This is a genomic window from Halomonas sp. JB37, from assembly GCF_002332255.1.
In the GTDB taxonomy this organism is placed as follows: domain Bacteria; phylum Pseudomonadota; class Gammaproteobacteria; order Pseudomonadales; family Halomonadaceae; genus Vreelandella; species Vreelandella casei.
Window position 1 is genome coordinate 2,762,943 of the sequence record NZ_NRGW01000001.1, and the last position, 19,082, is coordinate 2,782,024.

General features: G+C 54.6%; 19 protein-coding genes. 11 read left to right on the forward strand and 8 right to left on the reverse strand.

Annotation, left to right across the window (positions count from 1 at the left end; translation table 11 throughout):
• Positions 1-41: 41 nt before the first annotated feature.
• Genes mlaD through CIK78_RS12880 form a run of 3 tightly spaced genes read right to left on the reverse strand, consistent with a single transcriptional unit; the run spans position 42 to position 2,163 of the window.
• Complete coding sequence (gene mlaD / locus CIK78_RS12870) at positions 42-506, reverse strand: outer membrane lipid asymmetry maintenance protein MlaD (protein ID WP_096280760.1); 465 nt, start codon at positions 504-506, stop codon at positions 42-44.
• Positions 507-522: 16 nt separating this feature from the next.
• Positions 523-1,323, reverse strand: a complete 801-nt coding sequence (gene mlaE, locus CIK78_RS12875) for a lipid asymmetry maintenance ABC transporter permease subunit MlaE (RefSeq protein ID WP_096280762.1) — start codon at positions 1,321-1,323, stop codon at positions 523-525.
• A 24-nt stretch (positions 1,324-1,347) separates the two neighbouring features.
• Complete coding sequence (locus CIK78_RS12880; RefSeq protein WP_096280765.1) at positions 1,348-2,163, reverse strand: ATP-binding cassette domain-containing protein; 816 nt, start codon at positions 2,161-2,163, stop codon at positions 1,348-1,350.
• 277 nt (positions 2,164-2,440) lie between these two features.
• Between CIK78_RS12880 and CIK78_RS12885 the strand changes: the two genes are divergently transcribed.
• The 10 genes from CIK78_RS12885 to CIK78_RS12930 all read left to right on the forward strand — a co-directional run bounded on the left by CIK78_RS12885 (position 2,441) and on the right by CIK78_RS12930 (position 9,652).
• A complete protein-coding gene (locus CIK78_RS12885) occupies positions 2,441-3,427 on the forward strand; it encodes a KpsF/GutQ family sugar-phosphate isomerase (protein ID WP_096280768.1) in 987 nt (328 codons plus the stop codon).
• Between the two features lie 47 nt (positions 3,428-3,474).
• Positions 3,475-4,017 carry an HAD-IIIA family hydrolase gene (locus CIK78_RS12890; protein ID WP_096280771.1) on the forward strand — a complete coding sequence of 181 codons (543 nt, stop codon included), beginning with the start codon at positions 3,475-3,477 and terminating at the stop codon, positions 4,015-4,017.
• Complete coding sequence (gene lptC, locus CIK78_RS12895) at positions 4,018-4,587, forward strand: LPS export ABC transporter periplasmic protein LptC (protein ID WP_096280773.1); 570 nt, start codon at positions 4,018-4,020, stop codon at positions 4,585-4,587.
• Positions 4,588-4,598: 11 nt separating this feature from the next.
• Positions 4,599-5,102 carry a lipopolysaccharide transport periplasmic protein LptA gene (gene lptA / locus CIK78_RS12900; protein WP_096280776.1) on the forward strand — a complete coding sequence of 168 codons (504 nt, stop codon included), beginning with the start codon at positions 4,599-4,601 and terminating at the stop codon, positions 5,100-5,102.
• An 11-nt stretch (positions 5,103-5,113) separates the two neighbouring features.
• The gene (lptB, locus tag CIK78_RS12905) at positions 5,114-5,863 is read left to right on the forward strand and encodes an LPS export ABC transporter ATP-binding protein (RefSeq protein WP_096280778.1); all 750 of its coding nucleotides are present in this window, start codon (positions 5,114-5,116) and stop codon (positions 5,861-5,863) included.
• A 123-nt stretch (positions 5,864-5,986) separates the two neighbouring features.
• Positions 5,987-7,399 (forward strand): RNA polymerase factor sigma-54, encoded by a 1,413-nt coding sequence (locus tag CIK78_RS12910; RefSeq protein ID WP_096280782.1) that lies wholly within the window; start codon positions 5,987-5,989, stop codon positions 7,397-7,399.
• A 159-nt stretch (positions 7,400-7,558) separates the two neighbouring features.
• Positions 7,559-7,867 (forward strand): ribosome-associated translation inhibitor RaiA, encoded by a 309-nt coding sequence (gene raiA, locus CIK78_RS12915; RefSeq protein ID WP_007114683.1) that lies wholly within the window; start codon positions 7,559-7,561, stop codon positions 7,865-7,867.
• Positions 7,868-7,871: 4 nt separating this feature from the next.
• Positions 7,872-8,342, forward strand: a complete 471-nt coding sequence (locus tag CIK78_RS12920; protein WP_096280785.1) for a PTS sugar transporter subunit IIA — start codon at positions 7,872-7,874, stop codon at positions 8,340-8,342.
• 62 nt (positions 8,343-8,404) lie between these two features.
• On the forward strand, positions 8,405-9,337 hold the full coding sequence (gene rapZ, locus CIK78_RS12925; protein ID WP_096280788.1) for an RNase adapter RapZ: 933 nt from the start codon (positions 8,405-8,407) through the stop codon (positions 9,335-9,337).
• A gap of 45 nt (positions 9,338-9,382) precedes the next feature.
• Positions 9,383-9,652 (forward strand): HPr family phosphocarrier protein, encoded by a 270-nt coding sequence (locus CIK78_RS12930; protein WP_096280790.1) that lies wholly within the window; start codon positions 9,383-9,385, stop codon positions 9,650-9,652.
• A gap of 13 nt (positions 9,653-9,665) precedes the next feature.
• Here CIK78_RS12930 and pmbA read toward each other — a convergent pair whose 3' ends face one another.
• Positions 9,666-11,006 (reverse strand): metalloprotease PmbA, encoded by a 1,341-nt coding sequence (pmbA, locus tag CIK78_RS12935; RefSeq protein ID WP_096280792.1) that lies wholly within the window; start codon positions 11,004-11,006, stop codon positions 9,666-9,668.
• Positions 11,007-11,114: 108 nt separating this feature from the next.
• On the opposite strand from pmbA, the gene yjgA reads away from it, so the two are divergent.
• Complete coding sequence (yjgA, locus tag CIK78_RS12940; RefSeq protein ID WP_096280795.1) at positions 11,115-11,636, forward strand: ribosome biogenesis factor YjgA; 522 nt, start codon at positions 11,115-11,117, stop codon at positions 11,634-11,636.
• 20 nt (positions 11,637-11,656) lie between these two features.
• Here yjgA and tldD read toward each other — a convergent pair whose 3' ends face one another.
• From tldD to CIK78_RS12960, 4 genes are all read right to left on the reverse strand, one after another.
• Positions 11,657-13,108 (reverse strand): metalloprotease TldD, encoded by a 1,452-nt coding sequence (gene tldD / locus CIK78_RS12945; RefSeq protein ID WP_096280798.1) that lies wholly within the window; start codon positions 13,106-13,108, stop codon positions 11,657-11,659.
• Entirely contained in the window at positions 13,105-16,956 is a 3,852-nt protein-coding gene (locus CIK78_RS12950; RefSeq protein WP_096280801.1) for an AsmA-like C-terminal region-containing protein, read from the reverse strand. The genes tldD and CIK78_RS12950 overlap by 4 nt, the downstream gene beginning before the upstream one ends.
• 3 nt (positions 16,957-16,959) lie before the next feature.
• Positions 16,960-18,423 (reverse strand): ribonuclease G, encoded by a 1,464-nt coding sequence (rng, locus tag CIK78_RS12955; RefSeq protein ID WP_096280804.1) that lies wholly within the window; start codon positions 18,421-18,423, stop codon positions 16,960-16,962.
• Between the two features lie 70 nt (positions 18,424-18,493).
• Positions 18,494-19,081 (reverse strand): Maf family protein, encoded by a 588-nt coding sequence (locus CIK78_RS12960; protein WP_096280807.1) that lies wholly within the window; start codon positions 19,079-19,081, stop codon positions 18,494-18,496.
• Between the last annotated feature and the right edge of the window lies 1 nt (position 19,082).

Genomic DNA, 19,082 nt, shown 5'->3' on the forward strand with positions numbered 1-19,082 from the left:
CTCGTTATCCTATGAGAACGGCGTTTAACGTCTTGTTGCCATTAACTGCTTGCCATATTGGACACAAATTGTTGAATAAGTTCTTCTAGCACCAGCGCAGACTGGGTGTCACGAATCGAGTCGCCGTCTTCGAGCATGTCAGGATCACCGCCTACACTCAGGCCAATATACTGCTCACCCAGAAGACCTGCGGTTAGGATAGAGGCAATGGAGTCGCTAGACAGCTGGCCTTCAAGCTCGCTATTCAAGCTCAATACCACGCGGGCATCATACCACTGCTGGTCTAGCTCAATGCTTTCTACCCGCCCTACCGTTACGCCTGCCATGGTGACCCGCGCACGCGGCTTTAGCCCGCCGATATTGGCAAAGTTAGCTTCCAACTGAAACGACTGCGAGGGCGCTGAAAGCGTTAGCCCACTGACGCGCAAGCCGAGGAATACCAAGCCCAAAATGCCGGCAATCATAAACAGGCCAACACCAAACTCCATGCTTTTACTACGTCTCATGAAACGACTCCACCCATCAAAGGCCGCCAAACATAACGGCCGTCATCACAAAATCAAGCCCCAGAACTGCAAGCGACGAATACACAACCGTGCGCGTGGTGGCACGTGAGATACCTTCAGAGGTAGGCACCAGATCATATCCTTGAAAGACAGCAATCCACGTCACTACCAGGGCAAAGACCAAGCTTTTGATCACGCCATTGCCAACATCGTTAACGAAGGCGACGTTAGCCTGCATATTGCTCCAATAGGAGCCTTCAAACACGCCTAGCCACTCAACGCCGACTAAATAACCACCCCAAATACCCACCACGCTAAACCCGACGGTCAGAATAGGCAGTGACACGAACCCCGCCCACAGCCGTGGCGCCACGACTCTGCGCAATGGATCAACGCCAATCATCTCCATGCTGGTTAACTGCTCAGTGGCTTTCATTAATCCAATTTCTGCGGTCAACGCAGAGCCGGCGCGGCCAGCAAACAACAGCGCGGCCACCACCGGCGCGAGCTCACGCAGCAGAGACAGCGCCACCATTTGACCCAGCGCTTGCTCAGCGCCAAAATCGACCAAAATGGTGTACCCCTGCAGCGCCAGCACCATGCCGATAAACAGCCCTGACACCAGCACAATAGCCAACGAGAGTACGCCAACAAAGTGCATTTGATGCACCCATAACCGCCATCCCTCCCGAGAGGGAACGCCGACTGCCGACTGGGCAAGAAACACACCAGCGCGGCCTAAGGCTTCCATTAAATCGCACCCTTTGCGCCCCAGACGGGTAATACGCGCGGTGCCGTTTGAGAATTTTGACTGCATTGACCCTGCCTTTGTACATTTTGCCTATTGTCGTAGCGCGGCTTGCCCCAGAATATCGCGATAAAACGCCTCAGCGGGGTAGTGAAACGGCACGGGACCGTCGGGCTCGCCATGAACAAATTGACTAACCCGTGGATCCTGGTTGATATCCAGCGTTTGCGGCGTGCCATGCGCCACTACCTGCCCATCAGCGATCAAATAGAGGTAGTCCGCAATACTCAAGGTTTCTTTAATATCGTGCGAGACCACGACAGAGGTCAGCTGTAGCGCTTGACTGAGGCGCTTAATCAGCTGAACCAAAACGCCCATTGAAATAGGGTCCTGACCAACGAAAGGCTCATCGTACAAAACCAGCTCGGGGTCTAGTGCTACGGCTCGCGCCAAGGCGACTCGCCGCGCCATTCCGCCTGAAAGCTCTGCGGGAGTTAATTCACGCGCTCCACGCAAACCTACCGCCTGCAGCTTCAGCAGCACCAGATCACGCACCATCGTGTCGGGCAAGTCGGTGTGCACGCGCAGCGGAAAGGCGACATTTTCAAACACGTCTAAATCTGAAAATAACGCACCACTTTGAAACAGCATACCCATGCGTTTACGTAGCGTGAACAGCGCTTTGCGTGAGAGGCGATGAACGTCCTGACCATCAATTAAGACTCGTCCTCGGTCCGGTGCCAACTGGCCACCTATGAGCTTAAGCAGCGTTGTCTTGCCGGTGCCACTGGGCCCCATGATAGCAGTGACTTTACCCCGCGGAATCGTCATATTGACGCCACGAAAAATCTCGTGATCGCCACGAGAAAAATAAAGATCTTCAATTTCTATGAAGGGTGTCTCTGTCATAGCTCAGTTGACTCTTAGCGCGACGCGGCTAGGGCTAACTATATATACGCCACTTGCCGCTGCCGCATTTAAAAAAACAGCGTTCTAATACATTATCGAACAACGTACTATAACTCTACTAAGCGCTATCACGCTAACCGATGTTGCGATTATTAAGCACAGCATATCTCAGCACATCTGCCCCAATAGCAGCTGAAGTACTGCCTACTAGCACTGCCAAGATGTTATTCTTAGCGCTTGTCGCCTTTTATATTTTCAATCGCCAAGAGATATCGCTATGCGCCAGCCTCTCGCCTCCCTCAGCTTACTGCGCGAAAGTGCCTTACGTACGCTGCAAATTGAGCAGGCAGCTATTGGTGGCCTGCAGGCCAAGTTAGATGAAAACTTTGACCGCGCCTGCGAGCTTATACTCGCCTGCCAGGGGCGCGTCGTGGTCACTGGCATGGGTAAATCTGGCCATATAGCCGGCAAGCTTGCCGCCACCCTAGCCAGCACCGGCACACCCGCCTTCTTTGTTCACCCAGGTGAAGCCAGTCACGGCGACCTGGGCATGATTACTCGCGCCGACGTTGTGTTGGCCCTGTCTAACTCAGGCGAAACGGCCGAAGTGACCGCCCTTCTGCCGCTACTGAAACGTTTAGGTACGCCGCTGGTCAGCATGACAGGGCGGCCTGGCTCCACGCTCGCTAAGCATGCTGATGCGCATCTAAATAGCGGCGTTGAGCGCGAGGCATGCCCGCTGGATCTCGCCCCCACTAGCTCGACCACTGCCGCCCTAGCGCTGGGTGATGCGCTCGCCGTAGCACTGCTGGAAGCCCGAGGCTTTACGGCAGAAGATTTCGCTCTTTCCCATCCGGGTGGCAGCTTAGGCAAGCGCTTGTTGCTGCGCGTGAGAGACCTTATGCACGATGGCGCACGCTTGCCGCAAATTCCGCTAGGCAGCCCGCTGCGCGACGCTTTATTGGAAATTACCCGCCAAGGGCTGGGCTTTACCTGCGTGGTTGATAGTGACGGTCGTTTAGCCGGGGTATATACCGATGGCGACCTGCGGCGCACGCTGGATCAATACCACAACTTACGCGACGTCTTAGTCGATGATGTCATGACTCGGCCAGGTAAACGTATCGGCCCCGACATACTGGCAGCAGAGGCGGTACGCATTATGGAAGAGGGCCGAATTACCGCACTCGCGGTGGTTGATGAACAACAGCGCCCGGTTGGTGCCTTACATATGCATGACTTGCTTGTTAGCGGCGTTATTTAACGTATTTATCGCAAGATTTAGCGACTTCTTAAAAGAATGGAGGCTTTATGACCCTATCTGCAGCCCTACTTGATCGACTTCGCCGCGTTCGTCTATTGGCGTTAGATGTTGATGGCGTACTCACCGATGGTCGACTTTACTTTCAGGCTGACGGCATCGAAATTAAAGCCTTTCATACTCAGGATGGCCATGGTCTAAAGCTGCTTAAGCGAGTCGGCATCCACGTCGCGCTGATTACTGGCCGCGATTCGCCCATGGTTAGTCAACGTGCCGCAGCGCTGGGTATCGACCATGTCTTTCAAGGCTGCGAGGATAAGCTCGCCACCTTGCGCGGCCTGTGCCAGCGTTTGGATATAGAGCTAGAGCAAGTCGCCTATTGCGGCGATGATCTCCCCGACCTATCGGTTATCAAGCGCTGTGGTGTCGGCATTACCGTCCCCAATGCGCCGGACTATATGCACACTCATGCCGACTGGACAACGGAACGGCTTGGCGGGCACGGCGCGGTACGCGAAATTTGCGATACTCTGCTTGAAGCCCAAGGGCACTGGAGCGCAGTGCTCGACACTTACTTGCACGGCCGCACATAAATGCTTAAGCATCTTAAAACACGCCTAGGATTAACAGGGCTTTTTATCGCCTTGGGCGTGCTATTGGTGTGGCTTGGCCCAGGCGGGCCTCAAAAAACCGCTATCGACCCAGAAGCGCAGGCCCAAGAGCCAGGGCACGTCCTGGAGGATGCTGAAATCACTCTGTTTGGCGACAACGGTAACGTCTTGCAGTCATTAAAAACACCGCGCCTCATCCATACGCCGCAAAGCGGGGAAACCTGGTCTGAGAGCCCTCAGGCCACCCTGTATGACAGCGATGAGCGCCAGTGGCTAGCCAGTGCCGATGTGGGCACGCTTAATACCAATACGCAGTCCCTCGTTATGTCCGGCTCCGCGCGACTTATTGCGCCAGACGAAGGATGGCAGCTGGATACTGAAGAACTGCACTATGATGGCCTCACTCAACATGCATGGAGCGAGGCACCGGTATTACTGCAACAGCCGCCCCAGCAAATGAATGCTTCACATATGGATGTATGGTTAAACGATAGCCAGGTCCGCTTATCTGACGGTGTGCGCGGCACTCATCCACCGGCCACACAACGCTAACAGGAGTCGCCATGAAAGCACTTATCTACACCGCCCTTTTTGCGCTTGCCGTGCCGCTATCCGCGGCAGCCCAAACCAGCTCGTCTTCACAACAGGCCCCCGTGGAGGTCGAAGCCGACCGCCTAGATCTTGATCAGCGCGCGGGCACCGCCGTCTACACCGGGGATGTCAATATTCGCCAGGGCGAAATGCAGCTGCGCGGCGAACGAGTGGAAATTCAACGCAATGAGGCGGGCGAGCTTTCACGGGCAACGTCGACCGGTGAGCGTGCTTATTTGCGCCATCAGGCCGAAGGGCAAGAAGGCCCGACGGAAGGCTGGGCTCGGCGGATTATTTATCACGTCGCCGAACGCCGAGTGGAGCTCGTTGATCAAGCTGAATTGACACAGCAGGACGACAAATTTACCGGAGGTCGGCTTGAATATTTCATCGACCGTGAAGTGATTCAAGCGCGCTCAGACGTTGAAGGTAGCGAGCCGCAGCGTATACGCATGACTATTCAGCCTGAACAATAGAGAGTCTATCGATGGCAACTGCTGACAATGCGCCGATAAAAACACTATATGCCCACCACTTGGCAAAAAGTTACAAACGCCGCCGAGTGGTTAAAGATATTAACTTGGAAATCTCCCAAGGCAGCGTCGTTGGCTTACTCGGCCCTAACGGCGCGGGCAAAACCACGTCGTTTTATATGATTGTCGGGCTGGTCAAATCTGACGCCGGCAAAGTGGGTATTGACGACTTAGATTTAACTCGTGCTCCGATGCATGAGCGCGCAGCGGCAGGCATTGGCTACCTGCCCCAAGAAGCGTCTATTTTTCGCAAATTATCGGTTGCCGATAACATTATGGCGATATTAGAAACGCGCAAAGAGCTCGACCGCCCAGGTCGCGAAGAGCGCCTGGAGGCTCTGCTTGAAGATTTCCATATCACCCATATTCGCGACAACCTAGGCATGAGCCTCTCAGGGGGAGAGCGTCGCCGTGTAGAAATTGCCCGCTCGCTAGCGACCGAACCCGCCTTCATCTTGCTAGATGAGCCCTTTGCCGGGGTTGACCCCATTTCAGTGGGCGAGATTAAAACCATCATTCGCGCGCTGAAACAGCGCCACATTGGCGTTCTGATTACCGACCATAACGTCCGTGAAACGCTGGACATTTGCGATATCGCTTATATTGTCGGCGATGGCCATATCATCGCCAGCGGCCCCCCGGCATCTATCCTCACTAACCAGCAAGTCAGGGATGTTTATCTGGGCGCAGATTTTCGTCTGTAGGCTTATTTTTGCCCATAAATCCCGCCTTATAACGCTTTAACTACCAATGGCATGCTTATTGCACTTGCACCCAGCTCCCACTCGCACTAGGGTAAAGCATTCCGATTAACGAGTGGTTCTCAAATGGTCATGAAAGCTTCTCTTCAACTGCGCATTGGGACACAGCTGACCATGACACCTCAGCTGCAGCAGGCTATCGCCCTGCTGCAGCTATCGACTCTGGATCTTCGTCAGGAAATTCAGCAGGCCTTAGATGCCAACCCCATGCTGGAACAGGAAGATGAGTTCGGTGAAGAGGCCGTAAGCGAGCCTAAAGAGGAGGAGTGGTCAGAGAGCATTCCCACCGAGCTTTCCGTTGATAGCGACTGGTCGGACACCTATCAAGACATTGGCGGCACTGGCAGCAGCAGCGAGGGCCCTGATTTTGAGCGCCAGGCTGCCGAACAGAGCCTTCACGGCCACCTATTGTGGCAACTCGCCATGACCGATTTTAGTGTGCGTGAACAGCTGGTTTCCGAGAGCCTCATTGATGCACTAGATGCCAACGGCTATTTGACCCAGCCGCTTAATGATATTCGTGAAGGGCTACGCGCCCAGGGCATTGATAGCCTTAGCCAGCGCGAAGTCGAAACGACATTATTAAAACTGCAGCAATTCGAGCCCACCGGTATTTTTGCCCGCGACCTGCGTGAATGTTTGATGCTGCAGCTCGCCGCCCTGCCAGATGATACGCCACTGCTGGTGCCTGCTCGTAGGCTAGTGCGTCAGTTTCTTGAAGCGCTCAGCAAAGATGACATGCGCTTACTCAAGCGACGCTTAGGACTCGATGACGAGCAGCTAGCCGATGTCATACAGCTAATTCGCAGCTTAGATCCACGCCCAGGCAGCGCTTATGGCGTGACCAACGACAGCTACATCACGCCCGACTTGGTGGTGCGTCATGATAATGAAGGCTGGCATTTAGAGCTCAATCAGGACGCCCTGCCTCGGTTAAGAATCCAACCTGATTACGCCAGCCTGATAAAGCGTGCGGACAAAAGTCAGGATAATCAGTTTTTGAAAGAACACCTGCAGGAAGCGCGCTGGTTAATTAAAAGCCTTTCGAGTCGTAACGACACGCTGCTGCGAGTGGGCCGTGAAATCATTACCCGTCAAATCGGCTTTCTCGAACATGGCGAAGAATCCATGAAACCGCTGATTTTGGCCGATATAGCCGCAGCCGTTGAAATGCATGAATCAACGATTTCACGGGTGACAACGCAGAAATATATTCATACGCCGCGTGGCGTGTTCGAGCTGAAATACTTTTTCTCTAGCCAAGTGAGTGGCCAGGATGGCGACAGCCACTCCAGTACCGCGATCCGCGCCCGCCTGAAAAAGCTGGTTCACGAAGAAGCGCCCAGCAAACCGCTTTCTGATAGCCGCTTAGTGACATTATTAGAAGAAGGTGGCATTCAAGTTGCAAGGCGTACGGTAGCCAAATATCGTGAAGCCATGGGCATTCCCTCTTCCAGTGAGCGGCGCCGTTTGCGCTAGGATCTGCCAGGTTGCAGCGAAACTCTCGACAAGGGCTTTGCAACGGGGCAAAAAGGGTTACAATCAAAAGGGCTACATATCTAAGTACTAAGTACAGTCCCTAAGTACGGTTCCTAAGCACGGTTCCTAAGTACAGTCCGATAGATAAGGAGTACGTCAATGCAAGTAAATATCACTGGTCATCACGTAGAACTGACTGACGCCTTGCGTGACTATGTTAATGAAAAGCTTGAACGTGTTGAGCGTCATTACGACAATATAACCACTGTGCAGGTCACCCTATCGGTGGAGAAAGAACGCCAACAGGCAGCCTGCACACTGCATGCAGCAGGCGCTGACTTACATGCAGAAGCCCTAGACAGTGATATGTATGCCGCTATCGATGCGCTAGCGGACAAAATTGATCGTCAACTCGTTAAACATAAGGAAAAAGCACAAGCTCGCGCCCAAGGCGCAGGTGTGCGTTAATTCAATGACGTTGGAAACCATACTCCCCCCAGAGCGCGTTCTTTTCGACGTCCCTGGGGGCAGCAAAAAAAGGGTGCTGGAATTTTTCAGCACCTTTATCGCCCAAAATACGCCCAGTTTAGATAGCCAAGAAGTGTTCAGTCGCTTAATCGGCCGAGAACGCTTAGGTAGCACAGGGATTGGTAACGGCGTGGCTATTCCACATGCCCGCAGCCCTCACTGCTCTACGCCTATTGCTGGTTTTTTAAAACTCTCAGAAGCGATTGATTTTGATGCTATCGACGGCGACCCCGTTGATCTAGTGTTTGTGCTGCTCGTACCGGAACAAGCGGATGACACACACCTCTCTTTGCTAGGCCAAGTAGCCACCATCATGAATGATGCGGATACTCGCCAGCGGCTACGCAAAGCAGGCAGTCAGCGCGAACTACTCGACCTCATTACAGCTAAAATTCGTGAGCATTCAGCGGATTAAGCGACAATCAATGACCATCAAGTCCCTATTTAAGCCGTTGGATTAACGCGAAGAGAAACTCTATGCAACTGGTCATCATTAGCGGTCGTTCTGGGTCTGGCAAATCTATCGCCTTACAGGCGTTGGAAGACCTAGGCTACTACGCGATTGATAACCTTCCCGTCATGCTGCTGGGGTCACTGGTCGACGAATTACGCGACCAGAGTGATCGTACCCATCTGGCGGTCAGCATTGATGCACGCAACTTACCGGGGGCTCTTGAACGCCTGCCCTCGCTATTACAAGAGTTGCGCCAGCGCACCATTGATTTCCAAGTTATCTACCTAACCACTGATGCCCGAATTCTTCTAGAGCGTTACTCCGCCACACGCCGCCGACATCCGTTGACGCGCAATAGTGAAATGACCCTTGAAGAGGCTATCAATAAAGAAGAAGAGACCCTGCATGACATACGTGATCTAGCCGATCTATTGATCGACACATCGCGACTGTCAGTACACGACCTACGCCGCCGGATTACTGACCAGGTGGCTCACCAGCAGTGCGACCAGTTGACGTTGACGTTTGAATCGTTCGGTTATAAGCGTGGGGTACCCTTGGATGCTGACCTCGTCTTCGACGTGCGCTGCCTGCCCAATCCTTACTGGGACCCAACGCTGAGACAATCGACAGGCCGTGACGCCAACATCGTTGCCTTCTTAAAAGGCTATCCCGTTGTGGATGCCATGAGTAACGATATCCAGGCATGGCTTGAGCGCTGGTTACCGGCTTATCAGAATAGCCAACGTAGCTACATGACCGTTGCTATTGGCTGCACCGGTGGTCAACATCGCTCTGTCTATATGGTGGAGCAGCTAGCAAAAAGCTTAGCGGCTCGTGTGGGCGAAGTTCAATTGCGCCACCGAGAGCTAGGCCTGCAATATACGCTGAGCGAACAGCCCCCAACGCCGTTGACCAGTCTCTCCTCGACCAGCGATCAATTACCAACGACTTAAGCACGTCTATTGATTAATGACACCACTCGGCGAAAAGGAACCAGGGTGCCAGAAAGAACACTCACACTCACCAATCAACGCGGACTACATGCCCGCGCGGCGACGAAACTAGTTAAATGCGGCCAACAGTTCACGGCTAATATACGTGTCTATAAGCAGCAGCAGGCTGCCGATGCCGCTAATATTATGTCGTTATTAATGCTCGCCGCCCCGTGCGGTACTGAGCTAGCTATACACGCCGAGGGCGACGACGCAGAACAGGCGCTTGATGCGATTCAAGCGCTGTTCGAGGCTCGCTTTGAGGAAGATCAGTAGCCATTTACGCCGATTAGTTACCGGCTACTGTCATCGCATCAATCAACCAGCTACCCGTGTGCACGCTGCCACGGGTATCGGCATCATCACCAATGCCCACTAGGCCCGCGAACATCCGCTCCAGATTACCAGCGATCGTAAACTCTTCGATCGGGTATTGAACCTTACCGTTCTCGACCCAAAAGCCGGCCGCCCCACGGGAGTAATCGCCGGTAACGCCATTAACGCCCTGGCCCATCAGCTCCGTCACCCAAATACCTTTCCCCATCTCTTGCAGCAGTGCTTCGCGAGGCTTCAGCGGTGCTGTCAGGCGTACATTGCGCGCCCCACCAGCATTGCCCGTGGTCTGCATACCCATCCGCCTAGCGCTGTAGGAAGACAGCATATAGCTTTCGATACGCCCCTCATCGATAAAGCGATTATTGCGCGTTTGCACCCCTTCGCCATCAAACGGTGAGCTCGCGGTAGCGCCCACTTCCATGGGTCGCTCTTCAAGGCTAAACCAGTCAGGAAAGAGCACAGTACCAAGCCGATCACATAAAAAAGATGACTGGCGATACAACGCTCCACCGGCGATACCGCCCAACAAATGCCCGATCAAACCACCGGATAACGACGGATCAAACAGCACTGGAAAGGTCCCCGTGGGCGGACGCTGAGCACCCAGCCTACGCAGCGTGCGTGCGGCGGCTTCACGCCCCACGTCAGCGGGGTCACGCAGTGCTCTGGGATCACGCGCAGAGGTATAGTCGTAGTCACGCTGCATGCCGCCGTCATCTTGAGCAATCAGCATGCATGATAGTGAATGGCTACTGCCTTTTTGAGTGCCTAAAAAACCATGGCTATTGGCATAAACGCGCACCCCTTCACCGCTGGACAGCGAGGCACCATCCGACTGAGAAATACCTTCCACGTCACGCCCCGCCTGCTCGCAGGCAAGCGCTAATTCAATCGCTTCATCCGTGGTAAGCGCCCAAGGATAGTGCACTTTCAAATCGGGCAGCTCGCTTGCCATCAGCGCCGCATCGGCTAGCCCTGCGGCGGGATCTTCACCGGTATATCGAGCAATCGCCAACGCTTTCTCTACGGCGGCCTGAATCGACGCGCTGCTGGCATCTGTAGATGAAGCGCTACCCTTACGCTGTCCTACGTAAAGCGTCACGGCAATACCCTGGTCTCGGGATAGCTCAACCGTCTCAACTTCGCCCAGACGCACGCTCACGCCTATACCCTGATCCACGCTTGCACCCACTTCGGCGGCATCTGCGCCCATACGTTTTGCCAACGCTAGCGCCTCTTCGGCCCGCGCGGTGAGTAGCGACTGCTGCGCGGATGCATCAAATGCCTGTGCCATATGGCCTCCTTTTTCGCCGAATCTCTCTCAATAGAATGTCTTCGGCGAATCAATGTTGTACTCGCAGCTGGTATAATGCCGCAACGAATCTTGTCTGTGAGTCACATTATGCGTAAGCAACGTCCCGATCCAGTTGAAGTAGAAGAACAGGAAGAACGCCCTAGCAAGTCGCAACTCAAACGCGAAATGCATGCCTTACAGGCACTTGGGGAAACATTGATCGCTATGCGACCAGCAGAACGCGCCCGTTTCCCCCTCTCTGACGATATGCTGCGCGCAATTGAAGAAACCGCACGCATTCGTTCTCATGAAGGTCGCCGACGTCATATGCAGTACGTTGGCAAATTAATTCGTAAAGAAGATCTCACTGCCATTCAAGGCGTATTCGATTCCATTGATCAGGAACAAGAGCAGCGCGATCACGCCTTTCATCGCCTCGAAAAATGGCGCGAACGCTTAATTGACGAGGGCGATGAGGCTGTCGATCTGTTCATGACTGAACACCCCGACGCCGATCGTCAAACGCTGCGTCAGCTCATTCGCAATGCCCAGCGAGAACGCGAAGAGGGCAAGCCGCCAACGAGCTCGCGCAAGCTCTTCAAACACCTGCGCGAAACCCTGGCACTTTAAGCCCGAGCGTAAGACAGCGCTTACGAATGAGTACCGCCGACCGTCAGCTCATCCAACTTGAGGGTGGGCTGACCAACACCGACCGGCACCCCTTGTCCTTCTTTACCGCACACACCAATCCCGGTATCAAGGGCCATATCGTGACCGATCATCGAAACGCGCCCCATCGCCTCAGGGCCATTGCCAATAAGCGTTGCGCCTTTGACCGGCACAGTCACTTTGCCATCTTCAATTAAGTAAGCTTCACTGGCGGAAAATACGAACTTACCCGACGTTATATCAACCTGGCCACCCGCAAAACTTACTGCGTAAATGCCACGTTTTACGCTTTTGATAATGTCACTAGGCTCATCCTGACCAGCCAGCATGACGGTATTGGTCATTCGCGGCATCGGCATGTGAGCAAATGACTCGCGCCGCGCATTTCCTGTCGGCGCCATTCCCATCAAGCGAGCATTGAGCTTGTCCTGCATGTAACCGGTCAAAATACCGTCTTCGATAAGCGGCGTGTATTGGCCAGGCGTACCCTCATCATCGATACTCATTGAGCCACGACAATCGGTTAGCGTCGCATCATCTACAATATTGACGCCCTTCGCGGCGACCCGCTTGCCCATCTGCCCTGAAAAAGCGGAGCTTCCCTTACGGTTAAAATCCCCTTCAAGACCGTGGCCCACGGCTTCATGCAGCAAAATACCCGGCCATCCTGACGCCAAAACCACGGGCATTTGACCCGCGGGCGCATCAACGGCCTCAAGGTTCACCAGCGCCTGACGCACAGCTTCTTTAGCATAGCGCTCCGCCACCTGCTCATCACGCAGCTTTGCCATTGAATAACGGCCACCGCCGCCCGCGCTGCCGCGCTCACGACGACCATTTTTAACGGCAATAACGCTAACGTTAAAGCGAACCAACGGGCGAATATCCGCCGCCAGAGTGCCATCGCTGGCACGCACCAATACGACTTCATAGGTACCGGAGAGAGAGGCACTCACTTGGCTAATGCTCGGGTCCGCTGCACGCGCCACGCAATCGGCCTGCTTGAGCATGGCCACCTTATCTTCCGCGCTCAGACCTGCCAATGGATCAATCCCGACATAGCGTGACATAGCAGACACCGGGCGGACCAGTTGCCCAGGTAGGCGCTTACCGCTGCGCACAATGCCTGCCGCGGTGCGGCCAGTATCCATTAGCGCATCGGCGGTAATTTGATTTGAGTAGGCAAAGCCGGTTTTTTCACCCGCCAATGAGCGCACGCCAACCCCACCATCAATGCTGTAGCTGGCTTCTTTTACTTCGCCATCTTCTAATACCCAGCCTTCTTGCCAAGTACGCTGAAAATACAGATCAGCGTAGTCTATGCCCGCGCCCATCGCGTAGCCAAGCCCGGTTTCCAGAGCATCTAAATCCAGCCCCCCGGGTGTCAACAAAATGGCGGCAGCCGTGTCTATATCACTTTTATATACGGTCATAGGGGGCCCTCTAAAGTAACCTGCGGCGAAGTCCAAGGGCCTCGCACGCGATAATGAAGTGTCGTGACCCGATCTAGCGCGTCACCAAAAAGCTTGTCTGCGATGAATAGCGCACCGCCAACAATGGGCGCACCGACAGCAATTGCCGCGATAGGTAAACTTTGTGTCACTGGCAGTGTGACGCCAAGCCGCTGATCAAGTTCACGCGTAACCAGGTCGACATTGCCGGTAAGCGTTAAGGTGGTAGCCGGGGCATCAATTTCCAATGGCCCTCGCAGCGTTAGCAGTCCACCGGTGACATCGGCAGTACCACTGACACTGTCAAACGCCGTGCCTTGGCCGGTAACGTCAGAAAAATCTAAGCGTATGCGGCGTAAAATATTATCGAAATTGAGCAGTCCGATTAAACGCGCAGGCGCAGATTCTAGGGTGGCAAAACGGCCATCACGCATATCCGTGCTTAGGGAGCCATCGGCATTGCGCAAATCGAGCTGCCAAGGCGCTCCCGGCCAGTTCAGCGATGCTTTTACGTCGGTACTGCGGCTACGCATCACCACAGGCTGATCAAGCCGCTCAAGCGCCGTGCCGATGTCTCCACCTTGAATAGAGATATCCGCCCAAGTGTGGCTGGTGGTTGAATCTCCTTCCCAGTGAAGCTCGCCACGAGCGGAAAGCTGCCCCATGGTGAGACCGACTGGGGTCAGCGAAAACCGCTGCCCGTCGGTTTGCCAATACGCGGTCAACGGACCAAAGCGACGCGTGCCCATGGCAATCTCTGCTAAGCGTAAACGGCCATTCGGCACATCGGCCAGCCACTCGGGAATCACCGTCGGCGGCTTGCGCTGGGTCTCAACCGCCTGCCACCAGGAATCGGGTGCTGGCGTCTCGCTGTCATGCTCGACATTAGCGAGTTTCAACAAACGGTCTAGCGCAATGCCATCAATCGCAATATCCAGCGGCTGCGGCGAATCACCATTGTACAGCAAATGCCCGGTGACTAGATTACCGCCCACATCAAGATCGACCTGGCCGCCGCTGACACTACCTGACGCGTTGACATTGCCTAAACATTCCGCCTGATAAACCACACAGGACGTTGTTAGCGAGACATTCAGCGGCATTTGGCTATCTGCGCCACTCGGTTGAGATGCGCTTAGCGCCATCATTGGCTTAATAGCCTGCTGCCACGCCAGTGGATCAATACGCGGCACATTCGCAACGAGATTTATCCCAGGCTGAGCTGGCCAAGCAGGCACTTGCTCTGCGGCACTGCCCAGATGCATCGTGCCGGCCAGCGCTTGATGACCGAACAGCCCTCGCGCAGAGAAAATATCAGCTAAGCGGCTTTCAATGCGTCCGGAATCGATATCCGCGGTCAACACCCATGGCCAGGGCTGCTGTGACGTTTTTGCAAAGGGTTCAGGTAGGTGGCTAGTAACGCCGACTAAACGACTTTCCACTCTCACGGTCGGTGTGGGCAACAGGCCAACGTGGCCCTGCCACTGTAGCTGTCCCTCTAGCGGCAAGCGCCCCTGGCTATCGTCTAACCCAGCCAAACCGAAAAGTGCCGCCGTCGCAACGCTACCTTGCAGTTGAATCCCGTCGCCCAGCGTATCAATATCGGCGTTTATTTCACCGCCCAAGACTTGGCCACTCGCCGTGCCAACCAGCCCTCCGTTTTCGCCATTTTGTAACCAGCGTAGATCCCCTTCGGCCGACCGGAGGCGCACCCCCAGCGGTAGATAAGCAATCTCAGAGAAGCGTGGCTGCGCATTGATTTCTAGCTGAAGTGTCTCGGGCGTTTTCAGCGGCAGCGAAAGCGCAATATCGCCATCAACGTCACCGGTTATCCGCAAATCACTCAGCTGCGAAAGATCAATATCAGGCATGGCCTGAAGAAACGACATAAGCGCCGAGCCTTCCGACTGTAATTCCCCGGAGAGCTTAAGCGTCTCATCTTCCATTACCAGCTCGCCCTTGGAAGCTGCCACGCCATGGCTCTGGGCACGCTCTATCTCCGCTTTTAGCACTTTATCCTGCCACTTGAGGCGGCCCTCAATATCGTCAAGGCGCGGCCAGCCGGGCGCAATGGGCAAATGTCCTTGGGTAACGGCCAGCGCTAGCGTCGCGGTAAAGTCATCAGCGCCGACGGTTTCACCAATCGGCAAACTCAGCTGTAATGATCCTTCGGTCACGTAGCCGCCAATATCATCAAGCAGCCAGTCCTGAAGCTCATTATCCATAACACTTAGCGGCAGCCATTGAGCCAACGGGCGTTCAAGGGCATCCACATCGCTAAAATCAAGGTCTAAACCAAAATGACCGCGCTGATTACCGCTGACCAATCCGAAGCCACCCGACACCTGAGCCCCATCCCACTCAACGTTTAGCTGCTTGCCGCTAACCATCGTGTTAGGGCCGTCGTATACCCACTCAACCTCTCCTTCGGCGCTTTGCAACTGCATGGGAGCGGCAAAAAACTCGGGGAAATAAAGGGTGCTGTCGCCGTCACTACTAAACTGCACACGACCGCGAAAGTCACGCGCTTGAACCCAGGCATCAAGCGGGCCGCCGCCGGGCACCTGCTCCCAAGGCGATACTTCGACATCGCTAAGGGCGGCGTCTACTCCCCAACGACCATCCTGCTGCCCCACCTGCAGCCCCTGCACCTGACCGCGCGGCGAAAGCGTTTGCAAAACGCGCGTCAACGATTCGGGCAGCAAGACATAGTCACGCCAAGCAGTAAGCGATGCGAGTTCAAAGGCACTGGTGCGCACTTCCCAGCGACCCGGCTGATGCGTGGCATGCCAATGTCTCGGCAAGGCGGGTCCAACGCTAGCACCAGGCGGCTGCGCCCACTCGACCCTGTCCGCATCGCCACTTAGCCATGCCTCACCGCCATCACCGTCGCGCTGCCACAAACCGCTGGTTTTAATATCCCTTAACACCGCGTACTGAACGTCATGGCGCAGCGTCAGTTCAGGAACTTTGACAGAAACCCTCGCCTCTTCAAGACGCCCGGCGCTCCAACGTCCCCACAGCCGCGCACTGCCACCCGCCTGCTCTAAATAAGGCATATGATCGGGGCGAAACATAGCGGCTAGCACGACCAATTGATCTAACTGAATATCCAACTGCAAAGCAGCCGAAAAGTCGCTAAAGCCATGCTGGCCAGGCTGCATTTCGACCTTTATTTCAGCCGCAGGCAGAGCAATCTCGTGTGCCTGCTGCAGTGACTGTGCAATATTGATAGCACCTTCAAGCCTCGTACGCCGCTCATCACCGGTCAGCAGCAGGGTCTGGGCATGCAGCAGCACGGTATCTTCCCGGCCATGCAACACGACACGCGTGTCATCGACCCACAGCCGTTGGCGCAAAATTAAGCCGGTCCAGTCGTCGACAGTGGCTAGATCCATATCGGGGTCAGGTGCCAATAGCGGGAGCTTAGCAGGCTCAGGCCACTGCCACGCTGCGCCGGCGCCCTGATAAAGATGAAACTGCGTGCCGGTAATGCGAGCGTCGCTAAAGATCGGCGCTAAATTGGCAAGTGACGCCCATGTATCCAGCTGCAAGCCCGCATGGTCCAGCGAAAACAGCGCCTGACCATCCGGCGTCTCCGCATTAACGCCGTCAAGACTTAACAGCAGATCATTACGAGAAAGAGATAGCGACATGCGCTCGATAGTGACAGGCACGCCGATACGCGCTTCAAGCAGCGCTTCAATACGCGGGGTTAAGGCATCGGACTGGCTCATCACCAGGCGGAGTAACAGCAGCAGCACGGCGATGCTGCCCAATACCCATGCCGTGGCCGCCAAGCTCCAACGCACCAGTAAACGAGTCTGCATGATTTACATCAGCACGATATCGTACTGCTCTTGGGAATAGTGCTGTTCAACCTGAAAGCGAATCGTTTTGTTGATAAAGGTTTCCAGGTCTGCCACCGCCGCTGACTCCTCATCCAGTAACCGGTCAACGACTGACTGCGAGGCAAGCACCATGTAGGTTTCAGCACTGTAGGCGCGCTCTTCGCGCAGAATCTCCCGAAAGATTTCGTAGCAAACGGTTTCTGGCGTTCTCAGCGTTCCCCTGCCACTGCAGGTGGTGCAAGCTTCACAGAGCGTTTGCTCCAAGCTTTCGCGGGTACGCTTGCGGGTAAGCTGAACAAGCCCAAGCTCTGTGACGCCCGTGCACTTGGTTTTAGCATGATCGCGCTCTAAAGCTTTTTCTAAAACGCGCAAGACCTGGCGCTGGTGTTCAACGTCAATCATATCGATAAAGTCGATAATGATGATGCCACCTAAATTGCGTAGCCGAAGCTGGCGAGCAATCGCTGTTGCCGCCTCCAGGTTGGTTTTAAAGATAGTCTCTTCAAGATTGCGGTGGCCGACATAGCCACCGGTATTAACATCGATGGTGGTCATTGCCTCGGTCGGGTCAATCACGAGATAACCACCAGACTTCAGCTGCACCCTACGACCCAATGCCTTTTGGATCTCATCTTCGACGCTATAGAGATCGAAAATGGGCCGCTCGCCAGGATAATATTCAATGCGATCAACGGCATTGGGCATGAACTCTTCAGCAAACTCAACTAGCTTGACAAAATTTTCACGCGAATCGATACGCACTTTTTCGATGTCATCACGCATCACATCACGCAGCGTGCGCATGAATAGCGGCAGGTCATCATAAATAACGGTTTGTGGGGCCGCACTGACTTTCCGCTCGCTGACGTTACGCCATAGTCGCAGCAGAAAATTCATATCGCCTTTAAGTTCTTCGTCGCCCACACCTTCGGCCGCCGTACGAACAATAAATCCACCCGTCACTTCTAGCGTTTGCTCGCTAATACTGGCATCCAATAGCGCCTTTAAGCGCTCACGCTCATGCTCATCTTCAATGCGCTGAGAAACACCGTGGTGTGGCGAATCAGGCATATAAACCAAGTAGCGCGAAGGGATCGAAAGATGTGTAGTTAAGCGCGCACCTTTACTGCCAATAGGATCTTTGGTCGCCTGCACGACGAGCGCCTGACCTTCATGTAGCAGTTGAGCGATCGTTTGCTGCTCATCCTGAGGCGTGCCGGGCGGCATCACTTCATGCACATGAATGAAGGCTGCGCGCTCAAGGCCAATATCGACAAAAGCAGCCTGCATACCAGGCAGCACGCGTACCACTTTGCCTTTGTAGATATTGCCCACGATGCCACGCCGTCGGGAGCGCTCGATCAGTGCCTCTTGCAAAACGCCATTTTCCACCAGCGCAACGCGGGTTTCCATTGGCGTTAAATTGATGAGAACTTCACCGCTCATGCACAAATCCTTATAGGTTGACGTATTCCTTGCTAGCGTTACATGCGCCGATCTACCCATGCTTAGCGCGTTAAATGCACTGCCAAATAGGAACTCCCTGTCGGCGTAGCAAGCTCGTCGTCTCAAATAGCGGCAGCCCCACTACTGCAGAATGGCTGCCTTGAATCTCTTTTACAAATATCGATGCTAAACCTTGGATGGCATAGCCTCCCGCTTTATCAGCCGGCTCACCGGTCTGCCAATAGGCAGAGATTTCCTGCTCGTTAATTACGCGCATCGTTACTTGAGTGGTGACGCAGCAAGAGAGCATACCCTCCGGCCCGGTCACGGCTACTGCCGTGAGCACTTGATGCGATCGCCCTGACAATAGGCGCAGCATCGAGGCTCCATCTTGAGCATCCGCCGGCTTACCTAGAATACGCCCATCAACAGCAATAGCGGTATCGGAACCTAAGGTTGGCAAGTCAGTAAGCGACATAGCCGCCTCTACTTTGGCAATCGCTAAGCGACTCACATAGGTCGTCGCCGACTCCCCAGTTAGCGGCGTTTCATCAATATCACAGGGATGAACCGTTACCGGCACCCCGATGGAGGCCAGCAAAGCACGCCGACGCGGCGAAGCGGAGGCCAGGCACAAGACCGGCACTGAAGCGCTCATG

Coding starts and splice junctions, on each gene's coding strand:
- CIK78_RS12960 (WP_096280807.1), bottom strand. CDS start 19,081: ATGAGCGCTTCAGTGCCGGTCTTGTGCCTGGCCTCCGCTTCGCCGCGT.
- CIK78_RS12910 (WP_096280782.1), top strand. CDS start 5,987: ATGGTCATGAAAGCTTCTCTTCAACTGCGCATTGGGACACAGCTGACC.
- lptC (WP_096280773.1), top strand. CDS start 4,018: ATGCTTAAGCATCTTAAAACACGCCTAGGATTAACAGGGCTTTTTATC.
- CIK78_RS12880 (WP_096280765.1), bottom strand. CDS start 2,163: ATGACAGAGACACCCTTCATAGAAATTGAAGATCTTTATTTTTCTCGT.
- lptA (WP_096280776.1), top strand. CDS start 4,599: ATGAAAGCACTTATCTACACCGCCCTTTTTGCGCTTGCCGTGCCGCTA.
- CIK78_RS12950 (WP_096280801.1), bottom strand. CDS start 16,956: ATGCAGACTCGTTTACTGGTGCGTTGGAGCTTGGCGGCCACGGCATGG.
- raiA (WP_007114683.1), top strand. CDS start 7,559: ATGCAAGTAAATATCACTGGTCATCACGTAGAACTGACTGACGCCTTG.
- rng (WP_096280804.1), bottom strand. CDS start 18,423: ATGAGCGGTGAAGTTCTCATCAATTTAACGCCAATGGAAACCCGCGTT.
- CIK78_RS12920 (WP_096280785.1), top strand. CDS start 7,872: ATGACGTTGGAAACCATACTCCCCCCAGAGCGCGTTCTTTTCGACGTC.
- lptB (WP_096280778.1), top strand. CDS start 5,114: ATGGCAACTGCTGACAATGCGCCGATAAAAACACTATATGCCCACCAC.
- mlaE (WP_096280762.1), bottom strand. CDS start 1,323: ATGCAGTCAAAATTCTCAAACGGCACCGCGCGTATTACCCGTCTGGGG.
- CIK78_RS12885 (WP_096280768.1), top strand. CDS start 2,441: ATGCGCCAGCCTCTCGCCTCCCTCAGCTTACTGCGCGAAAGTGCCTTA.
- mlaD (WP_096280760.1), bottom strand. CDS start 506: ATGAGACGTAGTAAAAGCATGGAGTTTGGTGTTGGCCTGTTTATGATT.
- rapZ (WP_096280788.1), top strand. CDS start 8,405: ATGCAACTGGTCATCATTAGCGGTCGTTCTGGGTCTGGCAAATCTATC.
- pmbA (WP_096280792.1), bottom strand. CDS start 11,006: ATGGCACAGGCATTTGATGCATCCGCGCAGCAGTCGCTACTCACCGCG.
- tldD (WP_096280798.1), bottom strand. CDS start 13,108: ATGACCGTATATAAAAGTGATATAGACACGGCTGCCGCCATTTTGTTG.
- CIK78_RS12890 (WP_096280771.1), top strand. CDS start 3,475: ATGACCCTATCTGCAGCCCTACTTGATCGACTTCGCCGCGTTCGTCTA.
- yjgA (WP_096280795.1), top strand. CDS start 11,115: ATGCGTAAGCAACGTCCCGATCCAGTTGAAGTAGAAGAACAGGAAGAA.